This window comes from Dendrosporobacter sp. 1207_IL3150 (genome assembly GCF_036763085.1).
GTDB lineage: Bacteria > Bacillota > Negativicutes > DSM-1736 > Dendrosporobacteraceae > JBAIYU01.
Window position 1 is genome coordinate 84033 of sequence record NZ_JBAIYU010000009.1, and the last position, 21859, is coordinate 105891.

At 39.2% G+C, this 21859-nt stretch carries 21 protein-coding genes and 9 tRNA genes; 26 read left to right on the forward strand and 4 right to left on the reverse strand.

The genetic code is table 11. The annotated features are described in order from the left end of the window. The first annotated feature begins 45 nt into the window (after positions 1–45). From V6C17_RS03360 to pyrE, 11 genes are all read left to right on the forward strand, one after another. A tRNA-Leu gene (locus V6C17_RS03360) sits at positions 46–129 on the forward strand. 249 nt (positions 130–378) lie between these two features. Further along, entirely contained in the window at positions 379–804 is a 426-nt protein-coding gene (locus V6C17_RS03365) for a PPC domain-containing DNA-binding protein (protein ID WP_333521132.1), read from the forward strand. Positions 805–849: 45 nt separating this feature from the next. Next, positions 850–1812 carry an NAD(P)-dependent oxidoreductase gene (locus V6C17_RS03370; protein ID WP_333521133.1) on the forward strand — a complete coding sequence of 321 codons (963 nt, stop codon included), beginning with the start codon at positions 850–852 and terminating at the stop codon, positions 1810–1812. 518 nt (positions 1813–2330) lie between these two features. After that, positions 2331–3287 (forward strand): aspartate carbamoyltransferase catalytic subunit, encoded by a 957-nt coding sequence (locus V6C17_RS03375; RefSeq protein WP_333521134.1) that lies wholly within the window; start codon positions 2331–2333, stop codon positions 3285–3287. Then, the gene (locus tag V6C17_RS03380) at positions 3271–4560 is read left to right on the forward strand and encodes a dihydroorotase (protein WP_333521135.1); all 1290 of its coding nucleotides are present in this window, start codon (positions 3271–3273) and stop codon (positions 4558–4560) included. The genes V6C17_RS03375 and V6C17_RS03380 overlap by 17 nt, the downstream gene beginning before the upstream one ends. Then, positions 4557–5621, forward strand: a complete 1065-nt coding sequence (gene carA, locus V6C17_RS03385; protein WP_333521136.1) for a glutamine-hydrolyzing carbamoyl-phosphate synthase small subunit — start codon at positions 4557–4559, stop codon at positions 5619–5621. Before V6C17_RS03380 ends, carA begins: the two co-directional genes overlap by 4 nt. Positions 5622–5624: 3 nt before the next feature. Further along, positions 5625–8846: a carbamoyl-phosphate synthase large subunit gene (carB, locus tag V6C17_RS03390; protein WP_333521137.1), complete on the forward strand. Its 3222-nt coding sequence runs from the start codon at positions 5625–5627 to the stop codon at positions 8844–8846. Next, complete coding sequence (locus tag V6C17_RS03395) at positions 8839–9603, forward strand: dihydroorotate dehydrogenase electron transfer subunit (RefSeq protein ID WP_333521138.1); 765 nt, start codon at positions 8839–8841, stop codon at positions 9601–9603. Before carB ends, V6C17_RS03395 begins: the two co-directional genes overlap by 8 nt. Further along, entirely contained in the window at positions 9603–10526 is a 924-nt protein-coding gene (locus tag V6C17_RS03400; RefSeq protein WP_333521139.1) for a dihydroorotate dehydrogenase, read from the forward strand. Before V6C17_RS03395 ends, V6C17_RS03400 begins: the two co-directional genes overlap by 1 nt. Before the next feature lie 19 nt (positions 10527–10545). After that, positions 10546–11271 (forward strand): orotidine-5'-phosphate decarboxylase, encoded by a 726-nt coding sequence (gene pyrF / locus V6C17_RS03405; protein ID WP_333521140.1) that lies wholly within the window; start codon positions 10546–10548, stop codon positions 11269–11271. Next, positions 11264–11836, forward strand: a complete 573-nt coding sequence (pyrE, locus tag V6C17_RS03410; RefSeq protein ID WP_333521141.1) for an orotate phosphoribosyltransferase — start codon at positions 11264–11266, stop codon at positions 11834–11836. The genes pyrF and pyrE overlap by 8 nt, the downstream gene beginning before the upstream one ends. 63 nt (positions 11837–11899) lie before the next feature. Here pyrE and V6C17_RS03415 read toward each other — a convergent pair whose 3' ends face one another. Further along, complete coding sequence (locus tag V6C17_RS03415) at positions 11900–12517, reverse strand: DNA-3-methyladenine glycosylase family protein (RefSeq protein WP_333521142.1); 618 nt, start codon at positions 12515–12517, stop codon at positions 11900–11902. Between the two features lie 207 nt (positions 12518–12724). Between V6C17_RS03415 and V6C17_RS03420 the strand changes: the two genes are divergently transcribed. From V6C17_RS03420 to V6C17_RS03435, 4 genes are all read left to right on the forward strand, one after another. Beyond that, positions 12725–12801, forward strand: a tRNA-Asp gene (locus tag V6C17_RS03420). Between the two features lie 3 nt (positions 12802–12804). Then, positions 12805–12879, forward strand: a tRNA-Gly gene (locus V6C17_RS03425). Position 12880: 1 nt separating this feature from the next. Continuing rightward, positions 12881–12956, forward strand: a tRNA-Trp gene (locus V6C17_RS03430). A gap of 153 nt (positions 12957–13109) precedes the next feature. Further along, complete coding sequence (locus V6C17_RS03435) at positions 13110–13265, forward strand: DUF1540 domain-containing protein (RefSeq protein WP_333521143.1); 156 nt, start codon at positions 13110–13112, stop codon at positions 13263–13265. Between the two features lie 40 nt (positions 13266–13305). Here V6C17_RS03435 and V6C17_RS03440 read toward each other — a convergent pair whose 3' ends face one another. The 3 genes from V6C17_RS03440 to V6C17_RS03450 are packed head-to-tail and all read right to left on the reverse strand — an operon-like array spanning position 13306 to position 15991. Further along, positions 13306–14100, reverse strand: coding sequence for an ABC transporter ATP-binding protein (locus tag V6C17_RS03440; RefSeq protein WP_333521144.1), 795 nt, complete (start codon positions 14098–14100; stop codon positions 13306–13308). 15 nt (positions 14101–14115) lie between these two features. Beyond that, a complete protein-coding gene (locus tag V6C17_RS03445; protein WP_333521145.1) occupies positions 14116–14892 on the reverse strand; it encodes an ABC transporter permease in 777 nt (258 codons plus the stop codon). A gap of 25 nt (positions 14893–14917) precedes the next feature. Further along, positions 14918–15991: an ABC transporter substrate-binding protein gene (locus V6C17_RS03450; protein WP_333521146.1), complete on the reverse strand. Its 1074-nt coding sequence runs from the start codon at positions 15989–15991 to the stop codon at positions 14918–14920. 127 nt (positions 15992–16118) lie between these two features. On the opposite strand from V6C17_RS03450, the gene V6C17_RS03455 reads away from it, so the two are divergent. The 11 genes from V6C17_RS03455 to rmuC all read left to right on the forward strand — a co-directional run bounded on the left by V6C17_RS03455 (position 16119) and on the right by rmuC (position 21492). Continuing rightward, on the forward strand, positions 16119–16781 hold the full coding sequence (locus tag V6C17_RS03455) for a hypothetical protein (protein ID WP_333521147.1): 663 nt from the start codon (positions 16119–16121) through the stop codon (positions 16779–16781). A 32-nt stretch (positions 16782–16813) separates the two neighbouring features. After that, positions 16814–17617 carry a bifunctional hydroxymethylpyrimidine kinase/phosphomethylpyrimidine kinase gene (gene thiD / locus V6C17_RS03460; RefSeq protein WP_442891430.1) on the forward strand — a complete coding sequence of 268 codons (804 nt, stop codon included), beginning with the start codon at positions 16814–16816 and terminating at the stop codon, positions 17615–17617. Between the two features lie 19 nt (positions 17618–17636). After that, complete coding sequence (locus tag V6C17_RS03465) at positions 17637–17999, forward strand: response regulator (protein ID WP_333521148.1); 363 nt, start codon at positions 17637–17639, stop codon at positions 17997–17999. A 139-nt stretch (positions 18000–18138) separates the two neighbouring features. Continuing rightward, positions 18139–18215: transfer RNA gene (locus tag V6C17_RS03470), tRNA-Asp, on the forward strand. 4 nt (positions 18216–18219) lie between these two features. Continuing rightward, positions 18220–18295, forward strand: a tRNA-Phe gene (locus V6C17_RS03475). Positions 18296–18298: 3 nt separating this feature from the next. Beyond that, a tRNA-Gly gene (locus V6C17_RS03480) sits at positions 18299–18373 on the forward strand. A gap of 6 nt (positions 18374–18379) precedes the next feature. Then, a tRNA-Cys gene (locus V6C17_RS03485) sits at positions 18380–18454 on the forward strand. Positions 18455–18466: 12 nt separating this feature from the next. Next, a tRNA-Leu gene (locus V6C17_RS03490) sits at positions 18467–18555 on the forward strand. Between the two features lie 209 nt (positions 18556–18764). Then, positions 18765–19676 (forward strand): hypothetical protein, encoded by a 912-nt coding sequence (locus V6C17_RS03495; RefSeq protein WP_333521149.1) that lies wholly within the window; start codon positions 18765–18767, stop codon positions 19674–19676. 16 nt (positions 19677–19692) lie between these two features. Next, positions 19693–20079 carry a secondary thiamine-phosphate synthase enzyme YjbQ gene (locus V6C17_RS03500; protein ID WP_333521150.1) on the forward strand — a complete coding sequence of 129 codons (387 nt, stop codon included), beginning with the start codon at positions 19693–19695 and terminating at the stop codon, positions 20077–20079. Between the two features lie 78 nt (positions 20080–20157). Beyond that, complete coding sequence (gene rmuC / locus V6C17_RS03505) at positions 20158–21492, forward strand: DNA recombination protein RmuC (protein WP_333521151.1); 1335 nt, start codon at positions 20158–20160, stop codon at positions 21490–21492. Positions 21493–21859 lie beyond the last annotated feature (367 nt).

The window sequence follows — 21859 nt, forward strand, 5'->3', positions numbered from 1 at the left end:
AGTTCAGGGCATTATGCTAATATATGTCCATTATTTAAGAGTAAAGCGGTTGTGGTGGAACGGCAGACACACCATCTTGAGGGGGTGGCGCTGAGAGGCGTGTGGGTTCAAATCCCACCAACCGCACCAAAAACTTAACTAATAACATATGAATAATTTATTCGTTATAAAAATGACCCTATTGGGGGTCATTTTTTATTTTTAATATTTGTATAAATATACTATCGATTAAATATGACCTAGAATACATAAGGTGTTTTGAATATTAATTCAAACTATCTAATTTATTCATAATAAGCATGCTAATTATATATTTTATTTATAAGAATAAATTATATAAAATAACTTTATAACTTAAGTTACTAATGGAGGTATTAGATGGAATTACGGGAATTTGGCTCAAAAATTGTAATTAGGTGCGATAAAAACGACGAAATAATTGATAGTATCAAAAAGGTCTGTAGTGACAAAAACGTAAAAGCAGCGAGTGTTACAGGAATTGGAGCAGTCGATAAGGCCATAATCGGACTATTCGAGCCCAAAACCAAGGAATACCATACAGTTGAACTCAATAAGGATATGGAAATTACCGGTCTCGTTGGAAATATAAGCCGAATGGAAGAACAGGTATATATCCATGTACATGCCACCCTTTCAGATAGCTCCTATAATGCATTTGGTGGACATTTAAGTGCTGCTTGGGTAAGTTGTACTGCAGAGATTATTATTGATGTATTTGACGGAAATGTTACTAGAGAATTTAATGATGGTGTTGGACTAAACTTAATTAAGTTTCAAGATTAGTAAAAGGAAAAGTAAAATTAATAATTATATTTTGGGGGTTAATTAATGAAGACGGTATTTTTGAATGCTGCTAAATTGGATTTTGATAATAAATTAGATTTTTCACTATTAACAAAGCTCACTGAATTAACAAATTACGATGAAAGCACTAATGATGAAATTTTGGACAGAGTACAGGATCAAGATATAATAATTACAAAAGAAATGCCTGTTGGAAGAGATATAATCTCTCAATTTCCTCCATCAGTAAAGTTAATCTGTGAAGCTGGTACTGGCTACAATAATATCGATATTGTTGCAGCTCGTGAAAAAAATATTGTCGTCTGCAATATTCCTAGCTACAGTACCGAAGCGGTGGCACAGTTAGCTATAACTTTTATATTAAATTTGAGTGCTTCATTACCGCAGCAGCAGCATATGCTAGAACAAAAAAACTTTAATAATTTTACCAAGTACTTACAGGTGCCTCATTTTGAAGTACAGGGAAAAAATCTTGGTGTTATTGGCGCGGGTGCAATCGGAAGGCATACGATAAAGCTTGCTTTGGCGCTTGGTATGAATGTACTTGTATACGACCCGTTTCCTAGGAACTGGGAAGAACCGAATGTAAAAAACACTTCATTAGAGGAATTGCTTCAACAAAGCGACTTTATTACTTTACATTGCCCGCTGACAGCCAACACGAAACACATAATTAATAAAGATAGCTTAAGCTTAATGAAACCTACTTCGTATATTGTAAATACATCTAGAGGACCGCTTATTAATGAAACTGATTTAATCAACGCTTTAAATAACCAGCAAATTGCGGGAGCAGCTCTTGATGTGCAAGAAACTGAGCCGCCAGAAATTGATAATCCGTTATTTACTATGGAAAACGTTATAATGACCCCTCATATCGGCTGGCGTCGTTATGAATCTAGACAAAGACTAGTAAATCTAATGGCTGATAACATTAAATCCTTTATAGCTGGGAAGCCAGTTAATGTCGTAAACGGAAACTTATAATATCTAAAAAGATATGGTCGTATAATCATGGCTCTATCTTCTAACGCATAATATAAGTAAGCTTAGCATTCCGTGGCTAATGAACTATCATAGGTTTTTTATTGACAATAATATATATATCTGGTAAAATTAATTCAATTGAATAGTGCCTTTAAACTGGTCCTGTGAGGCCGGGAAGGAAATAATGCATAAGTATAACTTACGCCTTCTTGCGTCTTCACACGCTAGAAGGCGTTTTTTGTATGCTCTGCCGTTGACACATATAGATACTTTTGGTAGTATATATATAAACAAATATTGCATAATTATAAGTTGACCTTTAAGTCGGTTCTGCGAAACCGGGAAGGTAGCGCGCGATTAAAAAGGTGTTATTGCATACAAAAGTACAAATACTATCCTTTAAGTTGATCCAGAGAGGTCGGCAAGGAAGTTAGCTTGGTATGGTATTTTATACCCGATGCCTCTGTATAACTCCTTGTCGCCCACGGCAGGGAGTTTATTTATTAGGGGGAATGATTATGAATAAAGGTCAGGTGTCGCTTCGCGGTAAAAACATTCTCGGATTAGAGAATATGTTGGCATCCGAGATGGAGCTTGTATTAGATACTGCAAAAGAAATGAAGCATATTATTGATCGGGATATAAAAAAAGTACCCACTCTCCGTGGTAAATCAATTATTAATCTATTTTTTGAGCCTAGCACCAGAACTCGTACATCATTTGAACTAGCGGGAAAATACTTGGGAGCTGATGTAGTAAATATTACTACCAGCGCAAGCAGTGTAGTTAAGGGAGAAAGTCTTCGGGATACGCTAATGACAGTTGAAGCAATGGGTGTAGATGTAATTGTTATGCGTCATGAAGCCGAGGGGGCAGCTCAGTATGCGTCCAACACCGTTAGCCCAATAATTATAAATGCTGGAGATGGCGCACATGAGCATCCAACGCAAGGTTTACTTGATATGTTTACAATTAGGCAATATAAAGGCCGTATCGAAGGCTTAAAGGTCGCAATAGTAGGTGATATCTTACACAGCCGTGTAGCGAGATCAAATATCTGGGGTTTAAAGAAAATGGGGGCGGAAATACATGTAGCTGGTCCACAAACACTACTTCCACGGTTTTTAGACCAAGCCGGCATACATGTTCATAATAGAGTAGAGGATGCATTAGACGAGGCAGATGTTGTTAACGTGCTAAGAATACAGCTTGAGCGCCAGAAAAAAGGCTTGTTCCCATCAGCTAGAGAGTATGCTCGTATCTTTGGAATAAACCAAGCAAGACTTGCTTTAGCTAAACCGGATGCATTGATTATGCACCCAGGTCCAATGAATAGAGGTCTAGAAATAGCGCCTGATGTTGCTTATAGCGAAAAATCAGCTATACAGGAGCAAGTTAAAAATGGACTTGCAGTAAGGATGGCATTGCTGTATTTAGTGCTAATGGGAGGTAAGAACATTGAAACTACTGCTTAAATCTGGACGGTTAATCAATCCTGTCGATGGATTCGATGGTATTGCAGACATACTAATAGAAAACGGAAGTATAAGCCAAATTGGTGAAAACTTATCGGCTGGTGATGCAAAGGTGTTTGATGCAGAAGGCTTGGTAATTACTCCCGGTCTGATTGACATGCATGTACATCTAAGGGAACCTGGACTTGAAGCTAAGGAGGATGTTGGCTCAGGTACTAGGGCAGCAGCAGCTGGTGGATTCACAACCATAGCATGCATGCCTAACACAAAACCGATAATTGATAATTCGATTTTAGTTGCCGGATTGCTGCATCGTGCTCAAACAGAGGGTGTTGTCAATGTTAAGGTAATTGGAGCACTAAGTAAGGGGCAAGAGGGCAAAGAATTAGCGGAATTAGGGGATATGATTTTTACTGGTGCTGTAGCTATATCTGATGACGGTCATTATGTTGATAATGCAAACCTACTTTTGAATGGACTTGAGTATTTAGCTCCTTTTGACACTCCGATAATTTCACATGCCGAGGACGAAGCGCTTGCTGGTGACGGATTTATGCATGAGGGTTCTGTTTCGGCTTTGCTCGGAATGAAAGGAAGGCCTTCAGTTGCTGAAGATATAGCAGTTGCTAGAGATATAATGCTGGCTGAATATGTTGGCGCAAAAGTTCATATTGCGCATATCAGTAGTAAAGGGGCTGTTGAACTAATCCGTCAGGCGAAAAAACGTGGGGTGAAAGTTACAGCTGAAGTAACTCCTCATCACTTGACGCTGACTGATGAAGCAGTAAACTCTTTTGATACAGCGACAAAAGTTAATCCTCCGCTTAGATCGAAAGATCATGTTGACGCTCTTATCGATGGTCTAAAGGATGGCACAATTGATGCTATTGCTACAGACCATGCGCCGCACGCCTTTGAAGAAAAAGACAGGGAATACCGCTATGCTCCAAGCGGCTTTGCGGGTTTAGAAACAGCTCTTGGTGTAATCCTAACTAATTTATATCATACAGGTAAATTTAGCTTAACTGAAATAATAGAAAGAATGTCCACTTCACCTGCGCGTATACTTAAGCTAGATCGTGGTGAGCTAAAAGTTGGCGCAGCAGCTGATATTACTATAATAGATCCTGAATTTGAATGGGTCGTAGATAGCAAGAAGTTTTATACAAGAGGAAAACATACACCTTATGATGGCAGTAAATTAAAAGGTAAGGCTGTAGCAACTATCGTGAATGGTAAAATTATTATGCAAAATAACGAGGTGCATGAATGAAGGGTAAATTAATACTAGAGGATGGCAGTGTTTTTTATGGAAATATGCTGCAAGAATGCAGTGCAGTTGGTGAAGTAGTTTTCAATACTGGAATGACGGGTTATCAAGAAATTCTTACCGATCCATCTTACTGCGGTCAAATTGTAACATTAACATTTCCACTTATAGGTAACTACGGAGTTGCTGAATTGTTTGAGCAAGCAAGACAGCCTTTTGTCCGCGGCTTTGTAATTAGTGAGCTTTGTACCGAACCTAGCAATTGGCAGGCTGAAGGTACTCTAGCTGATTACTTGAAGGCAAGAAATATTCCTTGTATTTATGGCGTCGATACTAGAGCAATCACAAGACGCATTCGTTCGCAAGGCACTATGAAAGGCATAATTGTGCCTGAAGGTGCTTCTAATGCTGATATTGCTGAATTATTTGCAACACCGCCTCAGCTTAAAGTTGTCCAAGAAGTAACAACTAAAGAAGTCTACCGCATGGCTAACGATGGGCCGCATGTTGTTGTAATGGATTTCGGCGTTAAACAGAATATTCTAAACTCGCTTCACAAAATTGGCTGTAATCTAACAGTGGTGCCAGCTCATACAACAGCTGAAGAAATTATGTCTATGGACCCAGATGGCGTATTTTTATCAAATGGACCTGGGGACCCTAAAGATGTGCCTGAAGCAATAGAAGCAGTAAAAGAATTGTTAGGTAAGAAACCTGTTTTTGGGATATGCTTAGGCCACCAGCTGCTAGCCTTAGCACTTGGAGCTGATACCTATAAGCTTAAGTTCGGTCATCGTGGTTCTAATCAGCCTGTAAAGAATTTGGCAACTGGCAGAATACACATTTCATCGCAAAACCATGGTTATGCGGTTGATGAGAATTCACTTGATGGCAAAAATCTAATAATTACCCATCGGGCAGTTAATGATGGTACTGTTGAAGGTATGCGTCATAAAGATATACCGTTATTCTCCGTACAATACCACCCTGAGGCGGCGCCTGGACCTGATGATAACACCTATCTGTTTGATGAATTCTGGACACTGCTCACGAAAGGGGAATAAATTATGCCTAAAAAGGAATATTTACGTAAGGTACTAGTAATAGGTTCCGGGCCGATTGTTATCGGACAGGCTGCTGAGTTTGACTATGCTGGAACACAGGCTTGCCGGGCTTTAAAAGAAGAAGGAATTAAGGTAGTGTTGGTTAATAGTAATCCCGCTACTATCATGACAGATGCAAATATTGCTGACCGTGTTTATATAGAACCTCTTACACCTGAGTTTCTCGAAGAAATAATTGCAAAAGAGCGGCCAGATGGTGTTTTGGCAACTCTAGGCGGACAAGCTGGCTTAAATCTAGCTTTTAAATTAGCTGAGCGAGGAATTTTTGAAAAGTACAATGCTGAGCTTTTGGGAACGTCGATTGAAGCAATAAAAAAGGCTGAAGATCGAGAACTGTTTAAAGAAACTATGCAGGCTCTTGGTGAGCCGATACCTGAAAGTACAATAGTTGAGGATATTGCAAGTGCCCTGGAATTTGCTGAAGAAATAGGCTATCCACTCATTGTTCGCCCTGCTTACACAATGGGCGGAACAGGTGGCGGTATAGCCAGCAGTGATAAAGAATTAGTCGAAATCGTTACTCGAGGCTTAAAATACAGCTTGATTGGGCAAGTGTTGATTGAACGAAGTGTAGCTGGCTGGAAAGAAATAGAATATGAAGTAATGCGTGATGCAAATGATAACTGTATCACGGTATGTAATATGGAAAACTTTGATCCAGTAGGAATCCATACTGGTGACAGTATCGTTGTTGCCCCTTCGCAAACCCTTAACGACTATGAATATCAAATGCTGCGCAGCGCATCATTAAGAATAATTCGTGAACTTGGTATTGAGGGTGGTTGTAACGCACAATATGCATTAGATCCTCACAGCAATAGATACTACGTTATTGAGGTTAACCCGCGAGTAAGTCGATCTAGTGCGTTAGCTTCTAAAGCGACTGGTTATCCAATCGCCAAAGTAGCGACTAAAATTGCAATCGGTTATCACCTTGATGAGATAGTTAATGCTGTAACTCAAAAAACCATGGCTTGCTTTGAACCAACTTTAGATTATGTTGTAGTTAAATTCCCTAGATGGCCTTTCGATAAATTCATGTTTGCAGATCGAATATTAGGTACGCAAATGAAAGCAACTGGCGAGGTAATGTCAATTGATCGCACATTTGAAGGGGCGTTATTGAAAGCCGTTCGTTCATTAGAAATTGGGCTTCACCGCCTCCATATACCTGAGATAGCCAAGCTTTCGACTGAAGAAATACAAAGCAATCTTAAGCTCGCAAACGATGAGCGGCTTTTCGTAGTAGCTGAGGCTATTCGCCGTAATATTGACCCAGAGGAAATTCATCAAATAACGGGAATTGACCATTGGTTCTTAGACAAAATTAAGAATATTATTTCCTTTGAGAATCGTTTAGCGAATGAAGAACTTTCTCCTGAACTAATGGCTTCGGTCAAAAAGATAGGGTTTGCCGATAAATCTATCGCTGAAATAACAAATAGGAATACTGATGAAATTCGAACGCTTCGAAAAGATCAAAAGGTTTTGCCGTGCTACAAGATGGTAGATACATGTGCAGCTGAGTTCGAGGCGGCTACTCCTTACTATTACTCAACTTACGCCCAAGAAGATGAAGTAAGCATCTCAAATAAGCGTAAAGTGTTGGTATTGGGATCAGGACCTATCCGCATAGGCCAAGGGGTAGAGTTTGATTATTGCTCAGTACACTCAGTATGGGCACTCCGTGAGATGGGATTAGAATCAATAATTGTTAATAATAACCCTGAAACTGTAAGTACGGATTTTGACACATCTGATCGCCTATACTTTGAACCGCTTACTCCAGAAGATGTACTCAATATTATTGATAAGGAACAACCTGAAGGAGTAATAGTTCAATTTGGAGGGCAGACTGCTATCAATTTAGCAGGGCCGCTGGCTAAAGCTGGTATCAAAGTATTTGGTACTTCAGTAGAAAATATTGATAGGGCTGAAGATAGAGAAAAATTCGATGCACTGCTCGAAGACATAGGAATCCCTAGACCACAAGGAGCGACTGTAACTAATTCTGAAGACGCTGTTACTGAGGCTACAAAAATCGGTTATCCGGTAGTAGTTCGCCCATCTTACGTCTTAGGCGGCCGTGCTATGGAAATTGTCTATAGTGAAGCTGAACTGAAGAATTATATGACTCGCGCAGTTAAAGCTTCTCCGGAGCATCCAGTTCTGGTAGACCGTTATATGCAAGGAACTGAAGTTGAAGTTGATGCAATATCTGATGGTGAGGATGTACTCATCCCAGGCATAATGGAGCATGTAGAAAGAGCTGGTGTACACTCAGGTGATAGCATTGCAGTTTATCCTACACAAACATTGCCTGCGAAAGTTATCAATACTATTGTTGATTATACTAAACGGTTAGCTGTGGGATTGAATGTTAAAGGTTTACTGAATATACAGTATGTAGTAGTTGAAGATACCGTTTACGTAATCGAAGTAAACCCACGTTCAAGCCGAACTATTCCTTTTCTAAGTAAAGTCACTAATGTACCTATGGTTAATGTGGCTACTAGGATTGCATTAGGAGAAACGATAAGGTCACTCGGCTATAAGCCAGGCTTAATGCCGCCTAAACCATATATTGCTGTAAAAGCACCAGTATTCTCCTTCGCAAAAATGCTTCAAGTAGACATCTCACTAGGGCCAGAAATGAAATCAACAGGCGAAGTAATGGGTACAGACTATCATTATGCTAGGGCTTTATATAAGGCTTTAACAGCAGCTGGTATGAATGTCCCGGAACAAGGCACAATACTATTTACAGTTGCAGATAAAGATAAAATTGAGGCCGGTGAACTCGCGAAAGGTTTTGCTGAGTTAGGTTATAGCATAGTCGCTACTACTGGAACTGCTCAGCATCTAGAAACATTAGGGCTGAATGTGGACATTGTTCAAAAAGTACACGAACATAAACCTGACATAATTCAGATGATAAAAACAGGTAAAATAAACATGGTAATAAATACACTAACGCAAGGTAAAGAACCTGAACGAGACGGTTTTAAAATTCGCCGAGCTACAGTTGAGCATGCAATTCCTTGCTTTACTTCAATGGATACTGCTAAGGAAGTATTGCATGTACTCAATTTCATGCGTGAGCGTAGATTGGTTTATGCGTTAGCGCTGCAAGACTATGTCGGCGGAGGGGATAATCTTGTCTAAATTGGTAGTCCAAGCCCCAGTATTGAAGAATGAGACTATTTCAAACTTGGTCAAGAGACTTACTATTTATTCACCAGAACTGGCAGGAAAAGCCGTTCCTGGGCAATTTATTCACGTAAAAATCGCAGACAGCTATCACCCGCTGCTTAGGCGCCCGCTTAGTATTTCTGATGTAGATGTTGCAAAGGGTACAGTGAGTACTATTTATCGTATTGTTGGGCATGGTACTGCTCTATTAGCTCAACTAAAGTCTGATGAAGTTCTCGATTGCATGGGCCCTTTGGGCAGAGGATTCAATCTTGAATGTAAAAAGCCGTTGCTTGTTGGCGGCGGAATGGGCTTAGCGCCGCTGGTCTTTTTGGCTCAGCGGCTATGTCCGCGTCCAGTAGAGATATTAATGGGCGGTCGCAGTGAACAAGAGATGTTCTGGAGCAGCATTTATAGCACAATATGTGACAGAGTACACATAGCGACTGATGATGGCTCTGTCGGCCAGCGTGGTTTTACAGTTGACTTACTTCCTGAACTATTAGAATCAGGAAATTATGATATGGTTTACTCTTGCGGTCCGCGTCCTATGCTTGAAAAAATAGCGGCGATTGCTAAAAACTTCGCAATACCCTGCCAAGTTTCACTTGAAGAACATATGGCTTGCGGAGTCGGGGCTTGCTTATCTTGTACCTGTGCAGGAAAAGAAGGTAAAAGGAAAAAAGTATGCACTGACGGTCCTGTTTTTTGGGCTGGGGAGGTGTTTTAATGACTGCAGATCTGCTGCCTGTTGATATTGCTGGTATCAAAATGAAGACGCCGGTCATGACGGCGTCTGGTACCTTTGGTTTTGGTATGGAGTATAGCGATTTTGTTGATCTAAACAAAATTGGTGCTGTTGTTGTAAAAGGCACAACGTTAATGCCAAGAAGCGGTAATTCCGGAGTTAGGATCGCTGAAACTCCTGCTGGAATGCTAAATTCCATTGGTTTGGAGAATCCGGGTGCTGATGAATTTTTGAACTATATTCTACCTAGCTTATCGAAATATGATGTTCCGATTATAGTAAACATTGCTGGTAATACAGTTGAAGAATATGGGGAAATTGCAAAGCTTCTCGATGTAGATGGTGTTGCAGGCTTAGAACTTAATATTTCGTGTCCTAATGTTAAACAGGGCGGGATTGCTTTTGGTACCAATTGTAATAGTGCTGCAAGCGTTGTTGATATGGTAAAGAAAAACACCAGGCTGCCTGTTATAGCTAAATTGTCTCCTAATGTTACAGATATTACAGAAATGGCAAGAGCAGTTGAAGCCGCTGGAGCTGACGCAATATCGCTGATCAATACACTATTAGGAATGGCTATAGACGTACGTACTTGGAAACCGATACTTGGTAATGTTGTTGGAGGGTTATCCGGTCCTGCGGTTAAACCGGTTGCGGTAAGAATGGTATGGCAAGTTGCCAACGCGGTAAAAGTACCTATAATTGGGATGGGTGGAATTATGACAGCCGAGGATGCTATCGAGTTTCTGCTCGCTGGCGCTAGTGCGGTAGCTGTCGGAACAGCTAATTTTGTAAATCCGCGTGTCTCAATGGAAATAGCCGAAGGTATTGAGAAATACTTGCTTCAAAGAGGCTTGACTCATGTTGGGCAGCTAATCGGGAAAGTCAAAATTGGCGAGGCGTAGGCCCGATAGGAGTGAAACCATGAGATGCAATAATCGATTAATAGTAGCACTTGATTTTTCTGATATGGAAAGTGTTAAGAGCTTGGTCGAAAAATTAGGTGATACAGTAAAGTTTTATAAAGTTGGCATGGAATTATTTTATAGTGTTGGGGTCGAGGTAATTGAATATCTGCGCACTTTAAATAAAGAGATTTTTTTAGATTTGAAACTGCACGATATACCTAATACTGTGGCCAAGGGTTTATCATCACTTACTCGACTAGGTGTTTCTATGCTTAATGTGCATGCGTCTGGCGGACCGGCAATGCTTGAAGCTGCAGCGCATGCCGTTAAGGCGGAGGCAGAAAAACTAGGTGTTCCCCGTCCTAAGTTAATAGCAGTTACTGTACTTACAAGCATTAATCAAGCTGAATGGTCGGCTCTAGGTCAAAGCTCAGATATAGCTGATCAAGTTGTTCGTTTGTCACGCTTAGCGAAAGCATCAGGAATCGATGGAGTGGTGGCTTCCCCGCAAGAAGCGACTCTTATAAAAAGAGAATGTGGCGAGGATTTCCTTATTGTTACACCTGGTGTTAGACCCAAAGGGGCAGCTTTGAATGACCAGAGCCGCGTAGCTACACCGTTAGGCGCACTAAATGCGGGTGCTAGTCATTTGGTAGTTGGGCGTCCAATCACGGCTGCCTCCAACCCACGTGAGGCAGCAGAGCTGATATTGCAAGAGATGGAGGGCTTTAAAGATGAATGAAGATGAGGTAAAACAGTTATTTATTGAAACTGGTGCTATAATGGAAGGACATTTTTTGCTTACATCAGGTTTACATAGTCCTATGTATGTTGAAAAATTTCAAGTGCTTCAGCATCCAAATTACACAGCTAAATTATGCGAGGCGCTAGCAAAGAAATTCGCAGATGAAAATGTTGAAGTAGTAGTCGGCCCTGTTACAGGTGGAATACTTTTAGCTCATGAAGTTGGCAAAAGTCTTGGAACGCGCGCTATTTTTACTGAACGTGAAAATGGAAAAATGACTCTTAGACGTGGTTTTGTTATAAAACCTGGTGAGCGGGTTCTGATAGTCGAAGATATAGTAACTACTGGAGGCTCTATTCAAGAGGTGCTCGATGTTGTATTAGATCAAGGTGGAGTACCAGTGGGGATTGGTATGCTTGTTGACCGTAGCGGCGGAAAAGCTCAATTTAGCGTTCCATACAAAGCTCTGCTAAATCTTACTGTTACAACATATCAGCCAGATAATTGCCCTCTATGCCAAAGTGGGATACCTATGACTAAACGGGGCAGCAGAAAAATTTAGTCAAGAAATTTAAGCCCGGTTGCTGAGCAACCGGGCTTGTTTATGTTTAAAGCTTAGTTTATATTATTTGTTTTCAAGACTGCGCCATAAATACCAGCTTGCTGTAGTCCGGTAAGGTTTGAAAGGTGTAGTTAAATTCTCAATTTGCGTTTTATTTGGCAAAGCGTCTAGTAAGTACAAATTTTGCAGCGCTTTCTTTAAACCTAAGTCGTCTGCTGGGAATACGTCAGGACGATTCAACGCGAATATTAGAAAAATTTGGGCTGTCCAAATACCTATTCCTTTAACGTTTATCAACTGATCGATAATTTCCTGATCGCTCATTGTAAAAAAAGCATTAGGAGTAATTTCATTAGCCTGAAATTTTGCTGCTAAATCAAATATATAATTACATTTCTGATTTGATAAGCCTAACTGTCTTAATTGTTCGATGCTTGTAGATAGAATAAGTTCTGGTCCAACTTTATAATTATAATACGCAGTAAACCTTCGGTTTATTGCATCTGCAGCTTTAGTTGCTAATTGCTGTGAAATAATTGATTCACATAAGGAAGCAAAAAAATCTACACGAGGCTCAAGTGAGCAAGGGCCATATTTGCTAATTAAATTTGACATTATATCTGATTTAAGTGAAAGGTGCTTTTCGGCGGTCGACCAGTTAGAAAAGCTAGGTTTATTCATAGTAATCCTCACAAAATAATTTATAACTATTATATTATCTTAATCTACTAAATCAAAACTTATGTAAAATATGTTAAACCGTTAATAAAGAGAGAAAAAGAGAGGATTTTAATAGTGATTACCGATAATGGAAAAAAATAGATGTTGAAGTTGAAGAGTAATTGTGATATTATATATTTCCGTAAGGCGTGAATATAACGCCTGTTTGGCCCGGTAGTTTAGTTGGTTAGAATGCCGCCCTGTCACGGCGGAGGTCGTGGGTTCGAGTCCCATCCGGGTCGCCATTTGCGGAAATAGCTCAGCGGTAGAGCATCGCCTTGCCAAGGCGAGGGTCGCGAGTTCGAATCTCGTTTTCCGCTCCATAGGGGTATAGCTCAATTGGTAGAGTAGCGGTCTCCAAAACCGTTGGTTGTGGGTTCAAGTCCTACTGCCCCTGCCACTATAAATTTAATTTTTACTTATAATAACACCTTCTATCGATTAGATAGAAGGTGTTATATTCTTTTTTAATATAATAAATTACCAAAACTAATATGAGTTATTCTAAAATATTAAACGAAAATTTGCAGATAATATATTTGGAGGTGATATAATGGCAAAGGACGTTATGTGTACCGTTGAAAACTGCAGATACTGGAGCCAAGGTCACCGTTGTACAGCATCGGAGATAGAAGTAAACGTTGATAATGGCAGCAGCAAGGCAGGGTACTCACAAGAAACGAATTGTCACACCTTCGAGACGAAATAAAAAGAAACAGCCAACTGGGTACCCAGTTGGTTGTTTCTTTTTATTTATCTAACTCTTGATTTTTTACTTTTAAAACTTCTTCTCGTAAGCTTAGCCAGATAGTTTGGAAAAGCTCATTGTAGCGTAATGTGGTACGAATTTCAGAAATATCGCGAGGGCGCGGGAGATCAATATCGATAATTGTTTTTATTGTTCCTGGATGAGCTGTCATTATCATAACTCTATCGCCGACACATAATGCCTCATCAATACTATGAGTTATAAAAACTGTAGTTTTTTTACTAGTTTCCCAAATATGCAACAGCTCTTGTTGCAGAATAATTCTATTTTGTTCATCAAGAGCTCCAAATGGTTCATCCATTAGTAGTATTTCTGGATCATTAGCAAATGCTCTAGCAACACTAACTCGTTGCTTCATACCGCCCGAAAGCTGGCATGGATAAGCGTTAGTAAATTTAGTTAGTCCAATCATATTTATGTAATGTTCAGCGATTTCTGTACGAAGTTTTTTAGGTACACCGCGCATCCTTAAACCATATGAAACGTTTTCGATTACAGTCATCCATGGGAAGATGGACTGTTCCTGAAAAACCATTGAATTTGTAGGGCGGCTAGTATCACTGGCTTTAATTTTTATATTTCCACTGGAAGCTGTTTCTAAATCAGCTAATATTCTTAGCAAGGTTGTTTTGCCGCACCCGCTGGGCCCGACTATACAAAAGAACTCACCATCTTTTATAGATAGATTAATATCATGAAGTGCAGCTACCTGACCATGTTTTGTATTAAAAACTCTGCTCACGTTTTCAATAGCTATTCGTTCATCCGATAACATTATTACTGCACCTCCTTACGGACATTGCTGCTTCCAAGGCAGTACTAAGCGTTCGACTAGGTCGAGGACAAGAGAGAAGAGATAGCCTAATATAGACAGCATTATCAAAGCCACAAACATTTGCTCTATGTCAAACATATCATATGAGCGCCAGATCATCCAGCCGACACCTGCTTTAGCTGCTGATAATTCGGCCGCTACAATCAGTATCAAAGCCATGCCCATTCCAAGTTTTAAACCAGCAAATATCATTGGTAAAGCTCCGGGCAGAGCTACCGTAAGATAAAAGTCTTTTCGACTTGCACCAAAGTTTTTGGCAACATCCAGGTAGATTTTATCGATACTAAGAACCCCAGCCATAGTATTAATAACAACTAGGTAAAAGACACCGATTGCTATAGTAAAGATTTTAGATGTTTCTCCCAAACCAAATACTAAGAGAATTAATGGCATTAATGCTAACTTTGGAATTGGATATGTAGCTGCTATCATAGGCTCTATTGCAGATCGAACTAGAGGTGATAGGCCCATGCTAATTCCGATTAGTATACCAGGAATTGATCCGGCGATAAAACCTAAAATTACACGCTGGATACTCACGGCAGTGTTGTATAATAGCTCTCCTGAAAGTAGTAATGGCACGAATGATTGTAATATAAGAGAGGGACTAGAAAAAAGCCTAACATCGATTGCGTTTATTCTAGCAAGGAATTCCCAAATGAAAAGGAGTGTCAAAGGCGATAGTATCGAAAGCGTACGAATTACGGTAGTGTTATTTGATAGTTTTGCCATGCACTCACCTCATTAAAGTTTAGATTCATTGATACGGGCCAAGTATTTTTAAAGCAAAATCGACAAACTTATTTTCTACTGCGTCTTGTAGTTGGATGTCTGATTTTAATAGTTTATTTGCTTTATACCATGCTAAATCCAATTCAATTCCTTTGATTTTAACGTATCCGTTAGGGTTTAAGCCTGTCGGGAATAGCTTTTCGTAAAGTGCAGGATCTTTAATGACTGAATATTTACAGAGGATATCAATTATTTCGGCTTTGCCCTTGTTTTTAAAGAAGGCGTCGTTATAATCTCGCAGTGACTTAATATATGCAGTCATGAAGCGATTGGCTAATTCAGGATTTTTTGTCATACTGGTTCCGAATACCAATAGAGCTGTTTGAGCATCTGGGTCATATTCGGATGGATCTTTCCACGGATCTAAAATGCCTTTACTAATGCCTTGAGTTACGAATGGTTCGATTACCATTGCGGCATCTATGCTTTTGTTAGCTAGTGAGACCAACATATCCGGGAACGAGCGAATTACTTGTACGTCTACATCCTTGGTATTAAGACCGCCCTTTTGGAGGACTCGATCGAGTGCGATTTCATCAAGTGATGCAGTTGCTACTATGGCTATTTTTTTACCCCGAAGGTCAGCGTAGTCTTTTACTGTGTCAACTAAATCCTTACGGATAACTAATCGATAATATCCTTGACCAGGTACGTTTATTCCTTTGTCAGCAACAATTTTAACTGGAATATCTCGGGACATGGCATTTAGCAAACCTGATGATGTTACAGTAGCGCCAACATCTAATTGTCCGGCTGCAAGCTGGTTAATCATTTCTTGACCTGAGTTGAATTGTACTGGTTCAATTTTAATTCCTAGATCTTTGTAATATCCTTTAGCCATACCTATCAGGATGCCTGCATCAGAAATAACCTGTTTCATGCCAACCAAAACGGTTGTTTCCTGCTGCAAAGGCGTAAGGCCTGGTGCCCATGCTGGTGCTTGTTTTGATACTTGGGCTTGTGGCTGTGCGGCACAAGCGGTTAAAAATAAAGCGACCAGAAGCAATGCCATTAGCTTAGTCAGCGTCTTTTTTCTCATGATTTCCCTCCTACGTTGCATTAAGATAATGCATGTTATTCTATAGTAGCTATTTTGGTGATAGTCTCAGAAGGTTTTTTAACTATCGATCCAGAATAAGAAAATAGTCTAGAAGAGGGAGAATTTAATGGAAGAAATAATAAAGAAAATAGCTGACTGGGAATACATACGTAAGTTGCCGCAAGAGATACACGGTTTTAGGCTTATTGAAAACATGGTCGATAGCGGAGTAGTATATAATATATTTACATATATTAATGAATCGGCACGCAGGCAGTTTGCAGTAGTTTATGATTCTGCTACCAAAGAATATGTAGCTCGTATAACTGTCGGGCTGACTGAATACTGCGATATTAGTTATATAGTTTCAGATTTATCGATGCTTGAAACTGTATTAATTCAACAACTAGAAAAAACATTGTTAAGGCTCGCTGTATTTGATATAAATAATCTTGATTATATCTTTAGAGAAAAAAGAATAATCGACTGGCACTATTCAGAGCAATTGCCTAGAAATATCGCCGGATTTGATCTTTATATTAATCCACAGCAGCCTCTTAAAATAATTAATGGTTCGTACATTATCTTAGACTATAGTCATTTTTTTTCTGAAAGTAATTTAATAATATATTATAATATTTACCGAGACGAATTTTTCGGAGAAATTAGGATAAATAGAACTCCGCAGATGGCTTCGGCATTTGAGTCAAAGACATTATCAGATCTAGAAGATAAGCTTTCGCTTCACCTTATTCCAACATTAGAACAGATGAAGAAATCGATTAAGTAAGCGTTAAATATATTAGCAGGAAGGAAACACTTATGTTGAATACAGCCTTAACTATAGCTGGCTCTGATTCTAGCGGTGGCGCTGGAATTCAAGCTGATCTAAAAACTTTTGCAGCCCTTGGGGTATTTGGAATGAGCGTAATAACAGCAATTACAGCGCAAAATACTTGTGGAGTTACAAATATACGTGATATGGATGCTGAAATTATTGTAGATCAAATTGATGCTATCTATGATGATATAAAGGTTAATGCAGTAAAGATTGGTATGTTGTCAAATTCTGAAATAATCAAAACAGTATCCTCGAGTCTAGTTCGTCATGATGCTAAAAATATTATTGTCGATACAGTTATGGTATCTAAAAGTGGAAGTCATCTTTTGAAAAAAGATGCTATCAACACACTTAAGGAATATTTGATACCCTTAGCCCTAGTGGTTACCCCAAATCTTTATGAGGCATCTGAATTAGTTGGTTTTGAAGTTGCAAATGAAAACGATATGAGAAATGCAGCTATTAAAATTCATGAAATGGGCTCAAAATATGTAGTGGTCAAAGGTGGGCATTTACCTGGTAATGCTTGTGACCTACTATATGACGGCAGCGAATTTATCACCTTAGCCAATGAGAGAATTAATACAATACATACACACGGAACTGGTTGTACTTTTTCGTCAGCTATTGCTTCTGGACTAGCTAAAGGACTATCGGTCGAAGAAGCAGTTGCTGAAGCTAAAAAGTTTATTACGATGGCTATAACAAATGGTTTTTCACTTGGTAAAGGTGTCGGCCCAACGCATCATTTTTTTGACTTATATCGTAAAGCTGGTTTATGTTAAGGGTTAATGGAGGTAGGATATGGCTAGAGTTTTAGTTTGTGATGATTCAGCTTTTATGCGAATGATGCTTAAGAAGGTGCTAATCGAAAATGGTCATGAAATAGTAGCTGAGGCAGGGGACGGAAAGCAGGCGGTACAAATGTACCGTCAACATAAGCCTGACTTAATTACGATGGATATTACTATGCCTAATATGGATGGGATTGAGGCGGTAAGGATTATACACGACGAAAATCCTTTAGTTAGAATAATAATGGTTACTGCTTTAGGTCAAAAGGCAATAATTACTGATGCACTTAAGGCAGGTGCTTCTGACTTTATTGTAAAACCATTTAATTCGGATCAAGTTGTAGAAACTATTCGCAAGGTATTAGCGACATAATATATTTACAAAATGTATTGACAAAGAAATAAACAGCTAGTATAATAATCTTTGTTGTCACAAGTGCTTAAGAAAAATAAAAAGCAGTATTGACAAGTAACGCGTAGTGATATAATATAGATTATGCGTTTAATTATGAGGCCCGGTAGTTTAGTTGGTTAGAATGCCGCCCTGTCACGGCGGAGGTCGTGGGTTCGAGTCCCATCCGGGTCGCCATTTTGCCTCGGTAGCTCAGTCGGTAGAGCAGAGGACTGAAAATCCTCGTGTCGGCAGTTCGATTCTGCCCTGAGGCACCATTTGCGGAAATAGCTCAGTGGTAGAGCATCGCCTTGCCAAGGCGAGGGTCGCGAGTTCGAATCTCGTTTTCCGCTCCATAATACGGCGGCATAGCCAAGTGGTAAGGCAGAGGTCTGCAAAACCTTTACTCCCCAGTTCAAATCTGGGTGCCGCCTCCAAAACTTTATATTGCCGGGGTGGCGGAACTGGCAGACGCAACGGACTTAAAATCCGTCGGGGCGTGAGCTCCGTACCGGTTCGATTCCGGTCCTCGGCACCATTCTAAAAATCACTTCTGAGTAATCAGAAGTTTTTTTGTGTTTAAAATATGTGTTAAATGTATGCAAACAACACTCTGTGAGGTTTTAGTCATTTTGTTTTTTACTAATATGGTTTAAAAGTAGAGGTTCTACTTGAAAGGATTTTTTAGTTTTAGCCCGAATAAAATATTGGTTAAATTTAATTTTTACTTTTACTGAGGAGTGCAATATGACTATTAAAGATCAACAAAGTCATTCTGTTACAGGCAATTTACAGAATGTTTTCAATTACACGTTTGTCGAAACTACAATGTATTACTTTATTGTTCCAAAGTCTGATAAGTACGCACCAATACGAGTTAGTAAAAAGAACTATAAATGCTCAGCTTGTGGCGAAAGTCATGATGTAAGTTTTAAGCATGATGGAAATGTTCATATCGAAAAATCTCGGTTATCAGCTCAAAAGAACCTATATGCAAAACTAGGCTTGAGTTTTCCGGCTGTAGAAAAAGGAGAGCCGATTGTTTACCAACAAATTGGTTACTGTGAAAATTGTTACGAAAAGTGTTTGAAAAATACTGAAGACGATAGACAAGCAATCTATAATCTATGCAAGCAAGTAAATCAGCTTGATAATCAGTTTGTCGTAACTGCTGATGAGCTATTCGATAAAATTATTTTATCTTGGCTTGAAAGTATTACTGATGTAGAACAGCTGACAGAGTACAATTTGTCAGGCTATATGGCAATTCGTGAAGTACTAGTCAAGCTTATTGTTTCAAATGAGGATGCAGTTCAATATGTAAAAGATTATCAAGAAAAAACTGCAGCATTAGCGAAGATGATACATGGGTATTTAACTCGAGTAAATGAAACTAAATTTGATGCTTTCGTTGGGAAGCCTCTGGATATATATGAATCGATGGCTGAAGAAATCTATAATGAATATACTGTTTTGTTTCCAGTTGACGGAACACCAAGCATTGAATTTTATTCAGAATCGAATATTTTAAAAGAACGGGTAATTATGTTTCTTGATCAGCAACGAATTGATAGTGTAACAATGTTGATTAATGAGACTGGTTTTTCTGATAAATGGGTTGAATGGCTAGCTGAGCGAATTTCAAAAATAACTGGCTAATAGGAGTGTTTTTATAGTGAAGGTTATTCAACTACGAACACCCAAGACAGGATTGCTTGACATTACTAAGAAAGTCTCAGTTATTGCAGCCGAATGTAAGATTCTAAACGGAATGTGCCAAGTTTTTGTGCCGCATACTACGGCTGGTATTACAATCAATGAAAATGCGGATCCAGATGTAATCGATGATATGCTTGCGGCCTTTGAAGAAATGGTGCCTAAGCTTCGATATCTTCATAGTGAAGGTAACTCTGCAGCTCATGTCAAGGCTTCTTTAGTCGGAGCTTCTGTTACAGTACCAATTGTTAACGGCAAATTATATTTAGGAACCTGGCAAGGAATCTATTTTTGTGAATTTGATGGTCCACGGCAGCGTTCGGTTTGTATTAATATATTAGGCTAGCATTTTACTGCTCTCGGACGAGGGCAGTTTTTTATCCATCGAAGGGTATAGGCCTGAAAAAGAAATGAGGGTGTAATTTTGGATCTTTTATTACCAGTCTTAGCAATAGTAAATTTATTAAGTATAATAATACTTACTTTTTTTGTAATACGTTCGGCGAATAGTCGAAAGGATTGGTCCGTTAGTATTTATAGTATTGAAAAAAGTCTAGAAAGAATTGAAAAATCACTACAAGATGAGATGGCGAAAAGTCGTGTAGAGACTGGAAATAATGCCAGAGGGCTGCGGGAAGAAGTGTTTAATGCACTAAACCGCTTTAATGAGTCAGTCGTAAGTCGTATGAACGAGAACACTTCAACTCAGATATCTCAGCTAGACAGTTTTGCTAAGCAGTTAAATCATCTAACGCAAAGGAATGAACAGCGTATTGATAAGCTTAGAGAAACAATCGAGGGACAGTTAAAGGCAATTCAAGAAGATAACACCAAAAAATTAGATGAGATGCGCAAAACAGTAGATGAAAAGCTTAACGATACGTTAGAAAAAAGACTGGGTGAAAGTTTTCGTCTTGTAAGCGAACGATTAGAGCTGGTTCATAAAGGGCTTGGTGAAATGCAGAATCTTGCTTTGGGAGTAGGTGATCTTAAGCGGGTACTTACAAACGTTAAGACAAGAGGCATATGGGGAGAAATGCAACTAGGTAATTTACTGGATCAAATACTAACTCCTGAACAATATGCACAAAATATTGCAACTAAACCAGGTAGTAACGATAGGGTAGAGTTTGCTATAAAATTGCCAGGCAGAGATAAAGAGGGAACCGTTGTTTGGTTACCTATCGATGCGAAATTTCCGCAAGAAGATTACCAGCGGTTATTAGATGCTCAGGAGCAAGGGGATTTTAATCTAGCTGAAGAGTCGGCCAAAGCATTAGAAAACCGTATTAAAGCTGAAGCCAAAGATATAGCTAGTAAATACATAAGCGTACCAGCAACAACAGAATTTGCTATACTATTTCTTCCGATAGAGGGTTTGTATGCAGAAGTTTTACGTCGAGCTGGACTATGCGATATTTTGATGAGGGAACATAAAGTTATCATTACTGGACCTACTACATTAGCAGCACTGTTAAATAGTTTGCAAATGGGTTTTCGAACATTAGCAATTGAAAAACGGAGTTCAGAAGTTTGGAGTGTTCTAGGTGCAGTGAAGAGCGAGTTTGGGAAATTTGGTATTCTTTTAGATAAGACCCACAAAAAACTGCAAGAAGCTAGCAATTCAATTGACACAGCAGCGCGTAAATCACGAACTATTGAAAGGAAACTAAAAGATGTTCAAGAATTGCCTCAAGAAGAGGCCTTGAATATACTTGGAGCATCAATTGGTAATACTCAAGAAGAAGAGTGTGAGTAGAACTAACCGGCAATACCTTGTGGTATTGCCGGTTAGTATTTGAAAGACATTATAATTGGTATAAGATACATATTGACATTATAAGCCGAAAAGTGATATTATAACTGAGCCGCCGATGTCCGGTGGTACGAAATACCAAAATAAATATGTTGACGCGATGAATTGATTGTGTTAATATAGATAAGCTGTCACATGGCGGCGAAACAAATAAGGTTGAACGCAAGTTAACCTGAGTGTTCTCTGAAAACTAAACAATGTAAGAAGAATTAATGCCAGATGTGCGGTGCTCATTGAGCACAAAACGTTAATCGTGCAAACGAATTAACAAAAGCAATTTCGAATTATAAAGAGCCATCAAGGTTCTTCA

Coding starts and splice junctions, on each gene's coding strand:
- V6C17_RS03400 (WP_333521139.1), top strand. CDS start 9,603: ATGACTGCAGATCTGCTGCCTGTTGATATTGCTGGTATCAAAATGAAG.
- pyrE (WP_333521141.1), top strand. CDS start 11,264: ATGAATGAAGATGAGGTAAAACAGTTATTTATTGAAACTGGTGCTATA.
- V6C17_RS03455 (WP_333521147.1), top strand. CDS start 16,119: ATGGAAGAAATAATAAAGAAAATAGCTGACTGGGAATACATACGTAAG.
- carB (WP_333521137.1), top strand. CDS start 5,625: ATGCCTAAAAAGGAATATTTACGTAAGGTACTAGTAATAGGTTCCGGG.
- V6C17_RS03495 (WP_333521149.1), top strand. CDS start 18,765: ATGACTATTAAAGATCAACAAAGTCATTCTGTTACAGGCAATTTACAG.
- carA (WP_333521136.1), top strand. CDS start 4,557: ATGAAGGGTAAATTAATACTAGAGGATGGCAGTGTTTTTTATGGAAAT.
- thiD (WP_442891430.1), top strand. CDS start 16,814: ATGTTGAATACAGCCTTAACTATAGCTGGCTCTGATTCTAGCGGTGGC.
- V6C17_RS03415 (WP_333521142.1), bottom strand. CDS start 12,517: ATGAATAAACCTAGCTTTTCTAACTGGTCGACCGCCGAAAAGCACCTT.
- V6C17_RS03445 (WP_333521145.1), bottom strand. CDS start 14,892: ATGGCAAAACTATCAAATAACACTACCGTAATTCGTACGCTTTCGATA.
- V6C17_RS03375 (WP_333521134.1), top strand. CDS start 2,331: ATGAATAAAGGTCAGGTGTCGCTTCGCGGTAAAAACATTCTCGGATTA.
- V6C17_RS03440 (WP_333521144.1), bottom strand. CDS start 14,100: ATGTTATCGGATGAACGAATAGCTATTGAAAACGTGAGCAGAGTTTTT.
- V6C17_RS03435 (WP_333521143.1), top strand. CDS start 13,110: ATGGCAAAGGACGTTATGTGTACCGTTGAAAACTGCAGATACTGGAGC.
- V6C17_RS03370 (WP_333521133.1), top strand. CDS start 850: ATGAAGACGGTATTTTTGAATGCTGCTAAATTGGATTTTGATAATAAA.
- pyrF (WP_333521140.1), top strand. CDS start 10,546: ATGAGATGCAATAATCGATTAATAGTAGCACTTGATTTTTCTGATATG.
- V6C17_RS03450 (WP_333521146.1), bottom strand. CDS start 15,991: ATGAGAAAAAAGACGCTGACTAAGCTAATGGCATTGCTTCTGGTCGCT.
- V6C17_RS03465 (WP_333521148.1), top strand. CDS start 17,637: ATGGCTAGAGTTTTAGTTTGTGATGATTCAGCTTTTATGCGAATGATG.
- V6C17_RS03365 (WP_333521132.1), top strand. CDS start 379: ATGGAATTACGGGAATTTGGCTCAAAAATTGTAATTAGGTGCGATAAA.